Origin of the sequence: Brucella tritici (assembly GCF_008932285.1) — a bacterium.
Classification (GTDB): domain Bacteria; phylum Pseudomonadota; class Alphaproteobacteria; order Rhizobiales; family Rhizobiaceae; genus Brucella; species Brucella tritici.
Map to the genome: position 1 here is coordinate 588,676 of NZ_WBVY01000003.1, position 14,824 is coordinate 603,499.

A 14,824-nucleotide genomic window follows, 5' to 3' on the forward strand; every position below is an offset into this window, starting at 1 on the left:
CGCGCTCTCTACTTGAGAAATCCGTTGGCTTTAAGAAAATCCTCGGCAACCGCCTTTGCCGGTTCGCCACCCAGTTGCACGCGACCGTTGAGTTCCTGAAGGGTGGTCAGGTCGAGTTTCTCGAAGACGGGTTTCAGAAGTTCCTCGATCTTCGGATTCTTCTTCAAGACTTCCTCACGGATGATCGGGGCGGGCTGGTAAACCGGCTGCACATGCTTGTCGTCTTCGAGAACGACAAGTCCGGAAGGCGCGATGCCGCCATCGGTGCCGTAGACCATGGCCGCGTTGGCGCCGTTGGTCTGGTTGGCAGCGGCAGCAATGGTTGCAGCCGTATCCCCGCCTGAAAGTGTGATGAGCTGGTCTGGTTTCAGGGTGAAGCTATAGGCGGTCTGGAACGCAGGCAGGGCTGCTGCCGAGTTCACGAATTCCGAGGATGCGGCCAGAATGACCTTTCCGCCGCCTGAAATGTACTTTCCGAATTCGCTCAGGTTCGTAAGCTTGTTTTCGTCGGCGACATCCTTGCGCACCGCAATGCCCCAGGTGTTGTTTGCCGGTGATGGCGCCAGCCAGACGATCTTGTTGGCATCGTAATCGAGCTGCTTTGCAGTCTCATAAGCTTTGGCGGGGTCTTTCCAGAGCGGATCGTCCGCCTTGTTGAAGAAGAAGGCGGCATTGCCCGTATATTCGGGATAGATGTCGATTTCGCCGGCGGTGATCGCCTTGCGAACGACCGGCGTAGCGCCGAGCTGGATGCGATCTGTGGTCTTGATATCATTCGCATTGAGAATGGCCAGAATGATGTTGCCGAGGACACCGCCTTCGGTGTCGATCTTGGACGACACGACCACCTGTGCCTGCGCGAGGCTGGAAAATTGAATTGCGCCCGCAAAGAGGGCAAGTGCGACAGCACTTCCCTTGAATAGGTTTCTGTACAACATGCTCATCATCCCATCGCGCTGGTTTTCCCTTGTGAAGGTAAACTATAGCGCGAGCGGGAAAAGGAAACCGCCGTTCGACACCCCTCCTGACAGCAGGCTGGCAGGAGGGGTGATCTCAAAAGGCAGGATCAGGCAGTAAAATCGCTTTGCGTGCCGTGTGCCTCGATGGCCTGTGCAAGACGCTGCAGCGCATGGACATAAGCTGCCGAGCGAACTGTTACATTGTGCTGCTTGGCATGATTCCAGATGGCGCGACCTTCACGTTCCATGATGGTTTTCAGGCGCTCATGGATTTCTTCAAGCGTCCAGTAATAGCCCTGACGGTTCTGCACCCATTCGAAATAGGAAACCGTAACGCCGCCTGCATTGGCCAGAATGTCCGGCAGAACGATGACGCCGTTATTCGCAAGGATTTCGTCTGCTTCCGGTGTCACTGGACCATTTGCAAGTTCGACAATCAGCTTGGCCTTGATGGATGCCGCATTGTCTGCATGGATCATGTTTTCCATGGCGCTTGGCACCAGAACATCGCATTCGGCAGCAACCAGTTCGTCAGGCGTGATTGCTTCATGGCCGTTCTTGCCAGCGGTAGAAACAACAGACTTGTTCTGTGCTTTCGCTTCCAGAAGCGCATCGAGATCAAGGCCGTTGGCGCAATAAACAGCACCGGACGAATCCGATACGGCGACGATCTTGTGACCATCGCTTGCCATCAGCTTGGCGATGAACTGACCGGCATTGCCGAAACCCTGAACCGTGACGCGAAGCTGTGCAGCAAGGCCCAGATCATGCGACAGATGGCGCACGAGATAGAAGCCGCCGCGCGCCGTCGCATCATTGCGTCCGAGCGAACCGCCAAGCGCCAGCGGCTTGCCGGTGATGACGGCAGGCGAGGACTGTCCGACGATCTGGGAATATTCGTCTGCCATCCAGCCCATGATCATGGAATTGGTGTAGACGTCGGGCGCCGGAATGTCGCGATCCGGCCCGATAATGCCGGAGAAAGCCTGGATGTAGGCGCGCGACAGACGTTCCAGTTCAGCCTTTGAAAGTTGACGTGGATCGACCTGAATTGCACCCTTGCCGCCGCCATAAGGCAGGTTCATGACCGCGCATTTGAACGTCATCCAGAAGGCCAGCGTCTCGACTTCTTCAGCGGTCGCTTCCGGGTGATAGCGGATGCCGCCCTTCGTCGGGCCGCGTGTATCGTCATAGCGGCAGCGCCATGCAAGAAAGGATTTGCGCGAACCGTCATCCATGCGAATCATCAGACGCACTTTCATGGTCTCACGCGCATATTTCAGCTTCTCGATGACATCCGCATCGATGTTGATGTGGCTTGCCGCTTCGTCCAGACGAACGAGTGCGCTCTCGAGTAGATTCTCCTTAGTCACGGAATCACCTTTCTTGCGTTTCTTTTATTTTGGACGCGATTTTACGAAAGAATGCGTAGACCTTTGCGCAATAAAAGAAAAGGGAAAAGGACAATAATGTTGTCCTATTTTACAGGGGCCATTTTTGAAACTGCTTTGCCGTCAGGTTACAGACGCGGACCCAACTGTATGGGGCGGACGAGATGTCGCGAAATGGTGGGCATGTCGTATTTGTGGCGTCTTTTGACGCAAGCCTGCTGTCGGGTTTGAAACGGAAACAATAGAAATATCATCAAAGGCTTCGCTTGCGCCGACACGGCGCTTGCGGTCGCGAAACTGGTGGTTGTCCATGTCCCGTTTTTCTGCAGCTTCTATTATTAAAAATGCGCTTTCCGGCAACAAGAACTGGAAGCCGCAATGGCCGAATGCCGAACCCAAGGCCGAATATGACGTCATCATCGTCGGCGCTGGCGGGCATGGTCTGGGTGCCGCCTATTATCTGGCCAAGGAACATGGCATCACCAATGTCGCGGTCATCGAAAAAGGCTGGCTTGGCGGCGGCAATACCGGGCGCAATACCACCATTATCCGTTCCAACTATCTCTATGATGAGAGCGCGCATCTTTACGAACATGCGATGAAGCTGTGGGAAGGTCTCAGCCAGGACCTCAACTACAATGTCATGTTCTCGCAGCGCGGCGTGATGATGCTGGCGCATACGGTGCATGATGTGCAGAGCTTCAAGCGTCACATCCATGCCAATCGTCTCAATGGTATCGACAATGAATGGCTGACCAGGGAGCAGGCGAAGGAATATTGCCCGCCGCTCGATATTTCAGCCAATGCGCGTTATCCGGTTGTCGGCGCGACCTTGCAGCGGCGCGGCGGCGTGGCCCGTCATGATGCGGTTGCCTGGGGCTATGCACGCGGTGCGACGGAGCGCGGTGTCGATATCATTCAGAATTGCCCGGTTACGGCCATTCGCCGCGATGCTTCGGGTCGCGTGACCGGCGTGGATACGCCACGCGGTTTTATCAAGGCGAAGAAAGTGGCCGTTTCTGCTGCTGGCAGCACATCCATTGTCATGGACACGGCAGGCGTTCGCATGCCGCTTGAAAGCTTCCCGCTACAGGCGCTGGTGTCCGAGCCGGTCAAGCCGATCTTCCCATGCGTGGTCATGTCCAACACGGTTCACGCCTATATCAGCCAGTCCGACAAGGGCGAATTGGTGATCGGTTCCGGCACTGACCAGTATGTGTCTTACAGCCAGCGCGGCGGTCTGCCGCTGATCGAGCATACGCTCGCGGCCATCTGCGAAGTCTTCCCGATCTTCACCCGTATGCGGATGTTGCGCAAATGGGGCGGTATTGTTGACGTCACGCCGGATCGCTCGCCGATTATCGGCAAGACGCTGGTGCCGGGCCTGTTTGTCAATTGCGGCTGGGGTACGGGCGGCTTCAAGGCGACGCCGGGTTCGGCGCATGTCTTCGCTCACACCATCGCGCGCGACGAGCCACACTGGATCAACGCACCATTCACGCTTGAACGCTTCACCACCGGTCGCCTGATCGACGAAGCGGCTGCCGCCGCCGTCGCGCACTAAGGGAGATAAAACATGCTTCTTATCCGTTGCCCTTATTGCGAGATGGAACGTCCCGAGCTTGAATTCGCCTATGCAGGCGAAGCGCATATTGCGCGCCCAGCCGACCCATCGACACTGACCGACGATGAATGGCGCGACTTCCTGTTCACGCGCTCCAATCCGCGCGGCACCCATTATGAACGCTGGCGGCATATCAATGGCTGCGGCCGCTTTTTCAATGCGGTGCGCGACACGGTGAGCGACAAGTTTGCAGTGACCTACAAGGCCGGTGAACCCCGTCCTGCTTTGGCAGAAACTCCGGCTGCGGAGACGAAATAATGACCGATATGCGCATTCATAACAAAGGCCGTGTCAACAAGGCCAAGTCCGTGCGGTTCAGCTTCAATGGCAAGACCTATTCCGGCTTTGAAGGCGACACGCTGGCATCCGCCATGCTTGCCAATGGCGAGCATCTGGCCGGTCGTTCATTCAAATACCACCGCCCGCGCGGCATTCTTTCTGCCGGTTCCGAGGAGCCGAATGCGCTGATGGGCGTCTCGCGTGGACCAGGTCGGTTTGAGCCGAACACCCGCGCCACGGTGCTGGAACTCTATGATGGTCTCAAGGCCGAAACCCAGAACCATTGGCCGTCGCTGAAGCACGACGTCGGCGCGATCAATGATGCGTTCTATATGTTCTTCTCGGCAGGCTTTTACTACAAGACCTTCATGTGGCCGAAGAGCTTCTGGAACAAGGTTTATGAGCCTTTCATTCGCGGCGCTGCGGGCCTTGGCAAATCGCCATCCGAGCCCGATCCGGACACTTATGCCAGCCGCTATGCCTTCTGCGATGTGCTGGTTGCCGGTGGCGGACCTGCCGGTCTGGCTGCTGCGCTCGAAGCCGCAAAAAGCGGCGCAAAGGTTATCCTCGTTGACGAGCAGGCGGAATTTGGCGGCTCGCTTCTGTCGGAACCGGAGCCGGTCATCAATGGCCGCGCAAGCTGGGACTGGCTCAATGAAACCATAGAAGCGCTCAAGGCCAATCCGAATGTCACGCTTTTGCCGCGCACGACGGCCATTGGCTATTACCATCAAAACATGGTCGGCCTTTGCGAACGCCTGACCGATCATCAGGCAAAGCCTGCCGCCAATGCACCGCGTGAACGCATGTGGCGCGTGCGCGCAAAGCAGGTGGTGCTGGCGCAGGGCGCGATTGAAAAGCCGCTGGTCTTTGCTGGCAATGACCGTCCCGGCGTGATGCTGGCGTCGAGCGCACGCACTTATCTCAATCGCTATGGCGTCAAGGTCGGTAATCAGGCTGTCGTCGTCACCTCGCATGACAGCGCATGGCTTGCGGCTTTCGATCTCGCGGTCGCAGGCGTCAAGGTTCCGGCCATCATCGATGTGCGTTCAAGCGTTGCCGACAGCCTCGTCAACCGCGCAAAAATGCTTGGCATTGAAACACTCACGGGCTGGACTGTGACGGATACCGGCGGACGCCATCGCGTGTCGTCGGTTCGCGCTAATCCGGTTTCCAATGGCTCGGTCGGTGCTGCGCGCACGATTGCCTGCGATGTGCTGCTGATGTCTGGCGGCTGGAATCCGAGCGTGCATCTGTTCTCGCACACAAAGGGCTCGCTCGTCTGGGATGAGGCACGTCAGATTTATCTGCCGGGCGAACGCACCGAGGAAAGCCGCTGTGCCGGTGCGGGCAATGGCAATTTCGATCTGCAAGCCGCCTTGCGCGAGGGTGCGGAAGCGGGTGCCGCTGCGGCCTCGGATGCCGGACACAAAGCCAAGGCATCGGAATATGCGGTCGCCGGTGATTTCGTTTGCGATGGCGTAAGCTGTCGCGAACTGCCAACCGATCGCGATCCGGGCAAGGCCAAGGCTTTCATCGATTTCCAGAACGATGTGACCGCCAAGGATATTCGTCTGGCTGTGCGCGAGGGGTTTCATTCCATTGAGCACGTCAAGCGCTATACCACCAACGGCATGGCGACCGACCAGGGCAAGACCTCCAACATCAACGGTCTGGCCGTTGCAGCCGATGCGCTCAAGCGCCCGACGCCGCAGGTGGGTCTCACCACTTTCCGCCCGCCTTATACGCCGACAACCTTTGGTGCTTTCTGCGGTTATAATCGCGGCAAGCTGTTCGATGTCACGCGCAAGACGCCAATTGATAGCTGGGCCGAACAGCATGGCGCAGCCTTCGAGCCGGTCTCGCTGTGGCGCCGCGCATGGTATTTCCCGAAAGCGGGCGAAGACATGCATCAGGCCGTGGCGCGTGAATGCAAGGCAACCCGCCAGTCGCTCGGCATGTTTGACGCCTCCACCCTTGGCAAGATCGAAGTGGTCGGCCCGGATGCCGCGGAATTCATGAACCGCATGTACACCAATCCATGGACGAAACTTGGCGTCGGGCGCTGCCGTTATGGCCTGTTGCTTGGCGAAGATGGCTTCATCCGCGATGACGGTGTTGTCGGTCGTCTGACGCAGGATCGCTTCCATGTGACGACCACAACCGGCGGCGCCGCGCGTGTTCTCAACATGATGGAAGACTATCTGCAGACCGAATGGCCGGAGCTGAAAGTCTCATTGACCTCGACCACCGAACAGTGGGCCGTGGTGGCAATCAATGGCCCGAATGCGCGCAAGCTCATCGAACCGATGGTTGAAGGTTTGGATATTTCGGACGAAGCCTTCCCGCATATGTCGGTTGCGGAATGTAAATTCCTTGGTGTGCCAGCGCGTCTCTTCCGCATGAGCTTCACCGGCGAGCTGGGCTATGAAATCAATGTGCCTGCGCGGTATGGCCTTTCACTCTGGAAGGCGCTTTATGAGGCCGGCCAGCAATATGACATCACGCCTTACGGCACCGAAACCATGCACGTTCTGCGCGCTGAAAAGGGCTATATCATCGTCGGTCAGGACACTGACGGCACGGTAACGCCGGATGATGCCAGCCTTGGCTGGGCGATTGGCAAGCAGAAGCCGGATTTCGTCGGCAAGCGTTCGCTGGCGCGTCCGGATATGCTGAAATCAGATCGCAAGCATCTCGTGGGCCTGCTCACCAACGATCCGAAGCTGGTGCTGGAAGAAGGTGCGCAGATTGTCGCCGATCCAAAACAGGCGCTGCCAATGACCATGCTTGGCCATGTCACCTCGTCCTATTGGAGCGAGGCGCTTGGCCGGTCTATCGCCATGGCCGTGGTCTCTGGCGGCAAGGATCGGATGGGTGAAACGCTTTATATGCCGATGCCGGATGGCAGCGTGCACGAGGCCACTGTTTCGGGCATGGTCTTCTATGACCCCGAAGGAAAGAAACTGAACGGATAAGGATTGAACCATGCTTGTTGAGACAAAACCTTATTCGAACCGCAAGGTCGTCATTCCCGGTCGTCTGGAAATCCATGCAGCCGATGACGCCGCCCGCTTCATCCTGCGCATTGTTCCGGCAAAACTGGCCCTGGCTGAGAAGGCACTCGGTGCAAAAATCCCGGCCAGGATCGGTGGTCTTACGCGCACCGGCGATATTGCTGTCGCCTGTATCGGACCGGATGAATGGTATATCTGGGCAGATGAAAGCAAGGCGGACGCCATTACACAGGCTTTTGCCAAGCTTTATGAAACTGAACCGCACAGCCTGACGGAAGTCAGTCATCGCGAAACCGGCATCGACATTTCCGGGCCCCAAGCCGAATGGCTATTGAATGCCGCTTCCCCGCTTGATCTTTCGCAGATGAGCTTTCCGGGTGCTGCCCGCACAATCTTCGATCATGCCCAGATCATTCTGTTGAAGTGGGATGCCGATCACTACCGGATCGAAGTGTGGAACTCATTCGCGGATCACGTCTGGACCCTGCTGGAACTGGCCAGCAACGAAGTTTAACACACCATTCCATTCATCAAATCGAGACTGAAAACGCCGCCCAACCGGGCGGCGTTTTTGTGTTCTGAGAGCTTGATGTGACTTCTCCTTCCCTCATCCTGAGGAGCCGTTGAAAACGGCGTCTCGAAGGGCGAGGGAAAATGCACCGAGCATCCGCCCTTGTCCTTCGACACGGTGAGGGGAGGCGTTCGAAACGTGTTCTGACCCCAATTTCAGTCTTGCCTTCCATAAATCCATATGTGAAGACTATATTTACATAAGAAATTCATGAGGAGGGAATTTCCCGATGTCGGAAAGCGAACTGCCGCTGAGCGGGCTTGTCGTTGTCGATATGAGCCAGTTTCTGTCGGGGCCTTATTGCTCGTTGCGCCTGATGGATCTGGGCGCGCGCATTATCAAGATTGAACGGCCCGATGGCGGCGATCTCTCGCGCAGGCTTTATCTGAGCGACACGGAGATCGGCGGCGATTCCACGATTTTTCATGCGATCAATCGCGGCAAGGACAGCCTTGCGATCGACCTCAAAAATCCTGACGATCTGGCTGCGTTGAAAAAGCTTCTCACGCAGGCCGATGTGCTGATCCAGAACTTCCGCCCCGGTGTCATCAAGCGTCTTGGTCTCGATTATGAGGCAGCCAAAGAAATCAATCCGCGTCTCGTCTATGCATCGATCAGCGGCTATGGTGAAGAAGGGCCGTGGGTCGGGCGTCCGGGGCAGGATCTGCTGGCGCAAGCGCGCTCGGGCCTCATGTGGCTGAATGGCGATGAAGGGCAGGGGCCCGTGCCCTTCGGTCTTGCTGTTGCCGATATGCTGGCAGGGGCTGCGGCCGCACAGGGAATTCTCGCAGCGCTGGTTCGCCGCGGCATCACCAATAAAGGCTCGCATGTCGAAACCAGCCTTCTCGAAGCGCTGGTTGATTTCCAGTTTGAAGTGCTGACTACCCACCTTAATGATGGTCGTCGCCTGCCAAAACGTTCCGATTTCCGCAGCGCCCATGCCTATCTTGCCGCGCCCTATGGCGTCTATCCGGCTGCGGACGGCTATCTTGCCATCGCCATGATGCCGATTGCGAAACTGGCGCCACTGTTGGAAGCGGATACGCTCATCCCGTTTGCCAATGATCCCAAAAGCGCTTTTGCCAAACGCGATGACATCAAGCGCCTGATCGCCGATCGCATTGCCGAGAAAACCGTCGATGAATGGCTCGCCATTCTGGAGCCGGCTGATATCTGGTGCGCCCGCGTTCTCAACTGGGAAGAACTGCTATCAAGTGAAGGCTTTTCGGTCCTCGACATGCTCCAGACAGTGACGCGTGAAGATGATGTTTCCATTACCACCACACGTTCGCCGCTGCGCATCAACGGGCAGCGCCCGAAGGTGGTACGCGCCGCACCGCGCATTGGCGAAAATAGCGAGCAAATACGCGAGGAGTTCGGACTATGAGCACGATCAAGCTTAAAGGCATGACCTGGAGCCATCCGCGCGGCTACGATCCGATGGTGGCAGGGGCTGAACAATGGCTCGCGGACAAGGGCGTTGAAATCGTGTGGGAAAAGCGGTCGCTACAGGATTTCGAGACCTTTCCGGTTGAGGAACTGGCACGCAATTTCGATATGATCGTGATCGACCATCCGCATGTGGGCCAGATCACCAAGGAAGGCTGTCTGCTGCCGCTTGATGTGCCGGGTCGCGAAGCCGAACTGAAAGCACTTGCCGATGGCTCCGTGGGCCAGTCCTTCCCAAGCTATAACTGGCAGGGGCGGCAATGGGCATTTCCGCTGGATGCTGCAACGCAGGTCCAGGCATGGCGTCCGGACCTGATGGACAAACCAGCCGCCTCATGGGGCGAGGTGCTGCGTCTTGCCCGCGCCGGGAAAGTTCTGCTACCGCTGCGCTCGCCGCATTCGCTGATGTGCTTTTATACACTCGTTGCCAATGCCGGAACGCCTTGCGCGGTCGAAGGCGAGCTGGTGTCTGTCGAGGACGGCTCACAAGCTTTCGAGCAACTGCGCGAGATTGCTTCGCTCGTAAAGCCGGAATGTTTCGGCACGGACCCGATTGCCGTGTTCGAGGAAATGGCAAAGCCTGAATCCGAAATCGCGTGCTCACCGCTGATCTACGGCTATGTGAATTACGCCATGCCGGGTTTTCGCGACTGCCTGATCCGCTTTGCCGATATTCCAGCGGGCGCGGCGGGTGTTGCAGGGGCGGCTCTGGGCGGGACTGGTATTGCAGTTTCAGCCTTCAGCAAACATCCTGAAGCCGCTATCGATTTTGCCTATTGGGTGGCGAGTGGCGACGTGCAGAAGGGGCTTTATGCGGCTTCCAACGGTCAGCCGGGACATGCGACAGCCTGGGAAGATGACACTGTGAATGCGGCGACGTCCGGCTTCTATCGCGACACGCGTGCAACGCTGGAAGGCGCATGGGTGCGTCCGCGTCACGATGGCTATATGCCGTTTCAGGAAGCGGCTTCCGAGCGCATCAACAAGGGCTTGCTGAACAATGAGAAGGCGGAAGATGTCGTTGCCGATCTCAACCGACTTTTTAGCGAAAGCTTCTGACGGCCGGCAAATCGTACGCTGAACTCCCTCGACCCTTCGAGACGCCTCCTTCGCAAGCTCAGGCGTCTCCTCAGTGTGAGGGGAGGCGCTGCTGGCTTAAAGTTTCCAGAGACGCATTGCATTTTCGGAGAGAAGCAGCGCTTTTTCGTCTTCGCTGCACCCTTCAAGAAGCGCATGGGTTGTTGCTACCCATGTTGAAAGACCTGCATCGATATTGCTCGCCCCCGGAACTGCTAAGGTGCAGACCGGCCAGTCGCTTCCCCACACAATGCGCTCCCAGCCGAAGGATTGAATGACATGCTCGACATAGGGGCGCACGGTGTCGACGGTCCAGCTTTCAGCATCGGCATAGGCAACCACACCGGAAACCTTTGCCGTCACATTGTCATGCTGCGCAATCTCGGTAATGCCCTTCTGCCAGACTTCCAGCGCACCTGACTTGATGTCCGGAACGCCGCAGTGATCGAGCACGAATTGCACGTTCGGCGCTAGATCGGCCAGTGCCGTCACCTTGTCGATCTGATGTGGGAGCGTGCAGAGATCGAAGGTCAGGCCGGTGCCTTCCAGCCGCTTGATATTCTCGCGGAAAAGAGCACCCTCGGAAACGTCATCAGGCACGACATGCAGCACGCGGCGAAAGCCTTTGACGAAAGAATTGCTGCGTTGTCGTTCCAGATATTCCGCGAATCCCGGCTCTTCCGGGCGGCACGAGGCGATTGCTCCCTTGATGAAACCGCCCGATCTTCTGGAAATCTCCTGAATGTGGTCCGTTTCAGCCTGAATGGCATCGGCTGCCACATCCACTTCCATATGCAGCGCCGCCTTGATGCCGCAGCGCTCAGCCTGCTTCCGATAGGTCTCAAACAGAAAGTCGCGGTCGAGCGCCGGTACATCCCCCAGCCATGGGTAAGCCAACGCGCTTTTGTCTATCAGATGCAGATGGGTATCGATAATCATGAAAACTCTCCTCCGATGCCATACTTTCAAAAAAGAAGAGAGTTTTCAAATAAGAATTATCGGCATTGCTTAGTCGGTTGCCCCGATGTCGGAGCCAACCAGTTTCGACAGGTCTTTGACGGTCTTTTGAAGCAGGCTGATGGTCTGCGTAATGTCGGGTGCTGAAGCTGAATTGACGAGTGTTACGTAAGGACAGGTAAGTGAGGCAATGCATGTGCCATCCGGACCGAGAATCGGTGCCGAGAGATTGTAGACGCCTGCCACCTGGGCGCTGGGCATCATTTCATAGCCGCGCTCGCGAATCTGGTCGAGGCGCTCGTAGAAACTCTCATCGAGCTTCACGGCTTCACCGTCTTTCGCATATTCGGCAATCATCATCTTGCGTTCTTCCGGGGATCGGAAGGCGAGAAGCACATGGCCGGAACCGGTGTCGAACAGGCTGATATGCGAACCGACGCGGATCGAAATGCCCCAGTAATCCGGAGCTTCCTGCTGTGCAATGACGACAACCGATCCCCGGTCAAACACGGCAAGCTGGTTGGCCTGCTTTGAACGGTCGGCAAGTTCACGCATGAAAGGCGTGGCAAAGGATGCAAGTCTGCGCACCGGTGCATGAAGATGTGCAAGACCGAACAGCTTGAGCGTCAGTGAATAGCGGTCGCCCTCAAGTTTGGTCACGTAACCGCGCTTCACCAGACGGTCGAGCATCCGGTAAAACTCGTTGGGGCTGCGGTCGAGGTGCTTGGCAATTTCTGCCTGTGTCAGCCCGCCATCCACGCTCGCAAGCAGTTCCAGAATATCCAGTCCCTTGTCCAGCGCCGGGGCGCGATAGCGATCGTCCGTTTCCAAGTTGGCTCCCCTCATGAATATTCCCCTTCATATACGAACAGCCGTGAATGCGAAAGTCGCAAATGTGCGGAAACTCGCCTTGACCGGTTTTGAATAATATGTTTGCATATAAATACCAAATTCACAATTGGGGACGGACCGGGGAAATGTCCGTCGTGAGGAGGAGAAGCATGATGAGTTTCAAAACGTCCTGCCTGGCAGGAACGGCTCTATTGGCATTGGCAATGGGTTCCGCTGTCGCGGCCGATTTGCCGGGTAAGTTTGAAGGCGTAACCGTAAACGCCAAGCTGATCGGCGGTCAGCAATATGAAGCGCTTTACTCGCGCATTGCTGAATGGGAAAAGGCGACCGGTGCCAAGGTCAACATCCTGTCCAAGAAGAACCATTTCGAACTGGACAAGGAAATCAAGTCGGACATCGCGTCGGGCTCGATCAACTGGTGCGTCGGCTCCAACCACTCGTCTTTTGCGCCGCAATATCCTGATCTCTATGCCGACCTCAATGGTTTGCTTCCGAAGGAAGAAATCGAAGGCTTCGTGCCATCGGTGATCCAGGCTTCGACGCTTAACGACAAGCTGGTCATGCTTCCGCGCGCGCAGTTCGACGTCTCGGCGCTCTACTACCAGAAGAGCCTTTACGAAGACGACGCCAAGAAGACCGCGTTCAAGGAAAAATACGGCTACGATCTGGCGCCGCCTAAGACATGGAAAGAAGTTTCCGATCAGGCTGTGTTCTTTGCCGATCCGCCGAATTTCTACGGCACGCAGTTTGCGGGCAAGGAAGAAGCCATCAATGGCCGCTTCTATGAAATGCTGGTCGCAGAAGGCGGCGAATATCTCAAGGACGGCAAGCCAGCTTTCAATTCCGAAGCCGGTGTCCGTGCGCTCGACTGGTTCGTCAATCTCTACAAGGCCAAGGCCGTTCCTGCAGGCACCACCAACTATCTCTGGGATGAACTCGGCGCTGGCTTTGCATCCGGCACCATCGCAATCAATCTGGATTGGCCGGGCTGGGCGACCTATTTCAACGATCCAAAGTCGTCGAAGGTCGCAGGCAATGTCGGTATCGTTCCGCCTCCGACAGGTTCTTCCGGCAAGCGCACCGGCTGGTCGGGCCATCACGGCTTCTCGGTCACCGAATCCTGCGCCACCAAGGAAGCTGCTGCTTCGCTCGTCTGGTTCCTGACCAACGAAGATTCGCAGAAGCAGGAATCGGCTGCCGGCACGCTGCCAACCCGCACCGCTGTCTGGGATTACGTCATCGAACAGGCTGCTTCCGATCCATACAAGAAGGAAGTGCTCTCCGTGTTCCAGGAAACGGCAAAGACCGCTTTCCCGGTTCCGCAGACATCTTCCTGGATCGAGATTTCCAACGCCGTCTATCCTGAACTTCAGGCAGCAATTCTTGGCGACAAGACCTCGCAGCAGGCGCTTGACGATGCAGCCAAGAAGGCAACGCAGATACTTGAGGATGCAGGCGAACTCTAACACTACATTTGCATTCCTCGTGATGCCGGGCTGCAAAGAGCAATTTGTCTGCGCTCCGGTGCTCACGTACCTTTAAGTACGCTCCGCTCCGGTGCTCGAAAATCACTCTTTTCGCCACGGCCTGACGAGTTTGCAATTGTAGTGTCGGGCCTCTTCGCCTGATTTACACTGTGACTTCATGGCCCGTTCAGAACGGGCGGGCCATTCAAGCGTATCCCGAAAAGTGCGTGGCGGTTTTTGGACGAGATGCGCGCCTTGATGCTGGTTTCACCGCTTCGGAAGAACAATGTTTAAACGAATCTCCCCGCCGGTCCTGCTTCTGCTTCCGGCCATTATCATCCTCGCAGCGGTGGTTCTGTTTCCTCTCGCGCTTTCGCTTTATTCAAGCTTCACGCCATTCCGGCTGACGCGCCCTGACAGCCTGTTCAAATTCATCGGCCTGCGCAATTATCAGCGCATCATGAGCGATTGGGTGTTCTGGGCTGCATTCATCCGCACGGTGATCTTCCTCACCATCGCGCTCAATCTGGAAATGCTGCTCGGCCTTGGACTGGCGCTGCTCATCAACAAGGCGACCCATGGCCAGCGCGTTTTGCGCACGCTGATGATGTTCCCGATGATGTTTTCGCCGGTTCTTGTCGGCTTCCAGTTCAAGTTCATGTTCAACGACAATATCGGTCTCGTGAACAATGCGCTGCAATCGCTTGGTATTACCGATACCGCTATTCCGTGGCTGATCGACGGCAATCTGGCGCTGTTTGCGATTTTGCTCGCAGAAGTATGGATGTCGACCTCGGTATTCGCGATCCTCATTCTGGGCGGTCTTCTGTCCATGCCGCAGGACCCGGTGGAAGCCGCGCGCGTTGATGGCTGCACGCCGTGGCAGACGTTCCGCTATGTTATCTGGCCCTATCTGATGCCATTTGCTTTTATCGCGATGACCATTCGTTCGCTCGACGTGGCGCGCGCTTATGACATCGTGAAGATCATGACCGATGGTGGCCCGGCACGCCGAACCGAGCTGATCTGGACGCTGGTTGGGCGCACCGCCTATTCGGATGCGCAGATGGGCCTCGCCAATGCCATGGCCTATGTCGCGATCCTGCTCTCGATCCTCTTCACCGTAATGTTCTTCCGCAAGCTTGCAGCCGCACGCGCGCAAATTGGAGCGGAGTGGTAATC

12 protein-coding genes are annotated in these 14,824 nt (G+C 56.9%); 8 read left to right on the forward strand and 4 right to left on the reverse strand.

Translation table 11 applies throughout. The features are described 5' to 3' along the window. Positions 1-8 precede the first annotated feature (8 nt). Positions 9-938, reverse strand: a complete 930-nt coding sequence (osmF, locus tag F9K94_RS12640; protein WP_151646018.1) for a glycine betaine ABC transporter substrate-binding protein OsmF — start codon at positions 936-938, stop codon at positions 9-11. Positions 939-1,066: 128 nt separating this feature from the next. After that, entirely contained in the window at positions 1,067-2,332 is a 1,266-nt protein-coding gene (locus F9K94_RS12645; protein ID WP_151646020.1) for a Glu/Leu/Phe/Val family dehydrogenase, read from the reverse strand. A 328-nt stretch (positions 2,333-2,660) separates the two neighbouring features. On the opposite strand from F9K94_RS12645, the gene F9K94_RS12650 reads away from it, so the two are divergent. From F9K94_RS12650 to F9K94_RS12675, 6 genes are all read left to right on the forward strand, one after another. After that, on the forward strand, positions 2,661-3,914 hold the full coding sequence (locus F9K94_RS12650; protein ID WP_151646022.1) for a sarcosine oxidase subunit beta family protein: 1,254 nt from the start codon (positions 2,661-2,663) through the stop codon (positions 3,912-3,914). 12 nt (positions 3,915-3,926) lie between these two features. Next, the gene (locus tag F9K94_RS12655; protein ID WP_061344903.1) at positions 3,927-4,232 is read left to right on the forward strand and encodes a sarcosine oxidase subunit delta; all 306 of its coding nucleotides are present in this window, start codon (positions 3,927-3,929) and stop codon (positions 4,230-4,232) included. Next, entirely contained in the window at positions 4,232-7,231 is a 3,000-nt protein-coding gene (locus F9K94_RS12660; RefSeq protein ID WP_151646024.1) for a sarcosine oxidase subunit alpha, read from the forward strand. The genes F9K94_RS12655 and F9K94_RS12660 overlap by 1 nt, the downstream gene beginning before the upstream one ends. A 10-nt stretch (positions 7,232-7,241) precedes the next feature. After that, positions 7,242-7,784, forward strand: a complete 543-nt coding sequence (locus F9K94_RS12665; protein ID WP_151646027.1) for a sarcosine oxidase subunit gamma — start codon at positions 7,242-7,244, stop codon at positions 7,782-7,784. Positions 7,785-8,070: 286 nt separating this feature from the next. Then, positions 8,071-9,228 carry a CaiB/BaiF CoA transferase family protein gene (locus tag F9K94_RS12670; protein ID WP_151646029.1) on the forward strand — a complete coding sequence of 386 codons (1,158 nt, stop codon included), beginning with the start codon at positions 8,071-8,073 and terminating at the stop codon, positions 9,226-9,228. Further along, a complete protein-coding gene (locus F9K94_RS12675; RefSeq protein ID WP_151646031.1) occupies positions 9,225-10,349 on the forward strand; it encodes an extracellular solute-binding protein in 1,125 nt (374 codons plus the stop codon). Before F9K94_RS12670 ends, F9K94_RS12675 begins: the two co-directional genes overlap by 4 nt. A 96-nt stretch (positions 10,350-10,445) precedes the next feature. Here the strand turns inward: F9K94_RS12675 and F9K94_RS12680 are convergent, their stop codons facing one another. Continuing rightward, positions 10,446-11,306, reverse strand: coding sequence for an amidohydrolase family protein (locus F9K94_RS12680; protein WP_151646033.1), 861 nt, complete (start codon positions 11,304-11,306; stop codon positions 10,446-10,448). Between the two features lie 69 nt (positions 11,307-11,375). Further along, positions 11,376-12,170 carry an IclR family transcriptional regulator gene (locus tag F9K94_RS12685; RefSeq protein ID WP_151646035.1) on the reverse strand — a complete coding sequence of 265 codons (795 nt, stop codon included), beginning with the start codon at positions 12,168-12,170 and terminating at the stop codon, positions 11,376-11,378. A 155-nt stretch (positions 12,171-12,325) separates the two neighbouring features. Between F9K94_RS12685 and F9K94_RS12690 the strand changes: the two genes are divergently transcribed. Continuing rightward, on the forward strand, positions 12,326-13,642 hold the full coding sequence (locus F9K94_RS12690; protein ID WP_151646037.1) for an ABC transporter substrate-binding protein: 1,317 nt from the start codon (positions 12,326-12,328) through the stop codon (positions 13,640-13,642). 286 nt (positions 13,643-13,928) lie between these two features. Continuing rightward, entirely contained in the window at positions 13,929-14,822 is an 894-nt protein-coding gene (locus tag F9K94_RS12695; RefSeq protein ID WP_151646039.1) for a carbohydrate ABC transporter permease, read from the forward strand. The last annotated feature ends 2 nt before the right edge of the window (positions 14,823-14,824 follow it).

What these genes read in the sequence shown, in the direction of transcription:
- osmF (WP_151646018.1), bottom strand. Translation starts at nt 938, where the DNA reads ATGTTGTACAGAAACCTATTCAAGGGAAGTGCTGTCGCACTTGCCCTC.
- F9K94_RS12650 (WP_151646022.1), top strand. Translation starts at nt 2,661, where the DNA reads ATGTCCCGTTTTTCTGCAGCTTCTATTATTAAAAATGCGCTTTCCGGC.
- F9K94_RS12655 (WP_061344903.1), top strand. Translation starts at nt 3,927, where the DNA reads ATGCTTCTTATCCGTTGCCCTTATTGCGAGATGGAACGTCCCGAGCTT.
- F9K94_RS12660 (WP_151646024.1), top strand. Translation starts at nt 4,232, where the DNA reads ATGACCGATATGCGCATTCATAACAAAGGCCGTGTCAACAAGGCCAAG.
- F9K94_RS12665 (WP_151646027.1), top strand. Translation starts at nt 7,242, where the DNA reads ATGCTTGTTGAGACAAAACCTTATTCGAACCGCAAGGTCGTCATTCCC.
- F9K94_RS12670 (WP_151646029.1), top strand. Translation starts at nt 8,071, where the DNA reads ATGTCGGAAAGCGAACTGCCGCTGAGCGGGCTTGTCGTTGTCGATATG.
- F9K94_RS12675 (WP_151646031.1), top strand. Translation starts at nt 9,225, where the DNA reads ATGAGCACGATCAAGCTTAAAGGCATGACCTGGAGCCATCCGCGCGGC.
- F9K94_RS12680 (WP_151646033.1), bottom strand. Translation starts at nt 11,306, where the DNA reads ATGATTATCGATACCCATCTGCATCTGATAGACAAAAGCGCGTTGGCT.
- F9K94_RS12685 (WP_151646035.1), bottom strand. Translation starts at nt 12,170, where the DNA reads ATGAGGGGAGCCAACTTGGAAACGGACGATCGCTATCGCGCCCCGGCG.
- F9K94_RS12690 (WP_151646037.1), top strand. Translation starts at nt 12,326, where the DNA reads ATGATGAGTTTCAAAACGTCCTGCCTGGCAGGAACGGCTCTATTGGCA.
- F9K94_RS12695 (WP_151646039.1), top strand. Translation starts at nt 13,929, where the DNA reads ATGTTTAAACGAATCTCCCCGCCGGTCCTGCTTCTGCTTCCGGCCATT.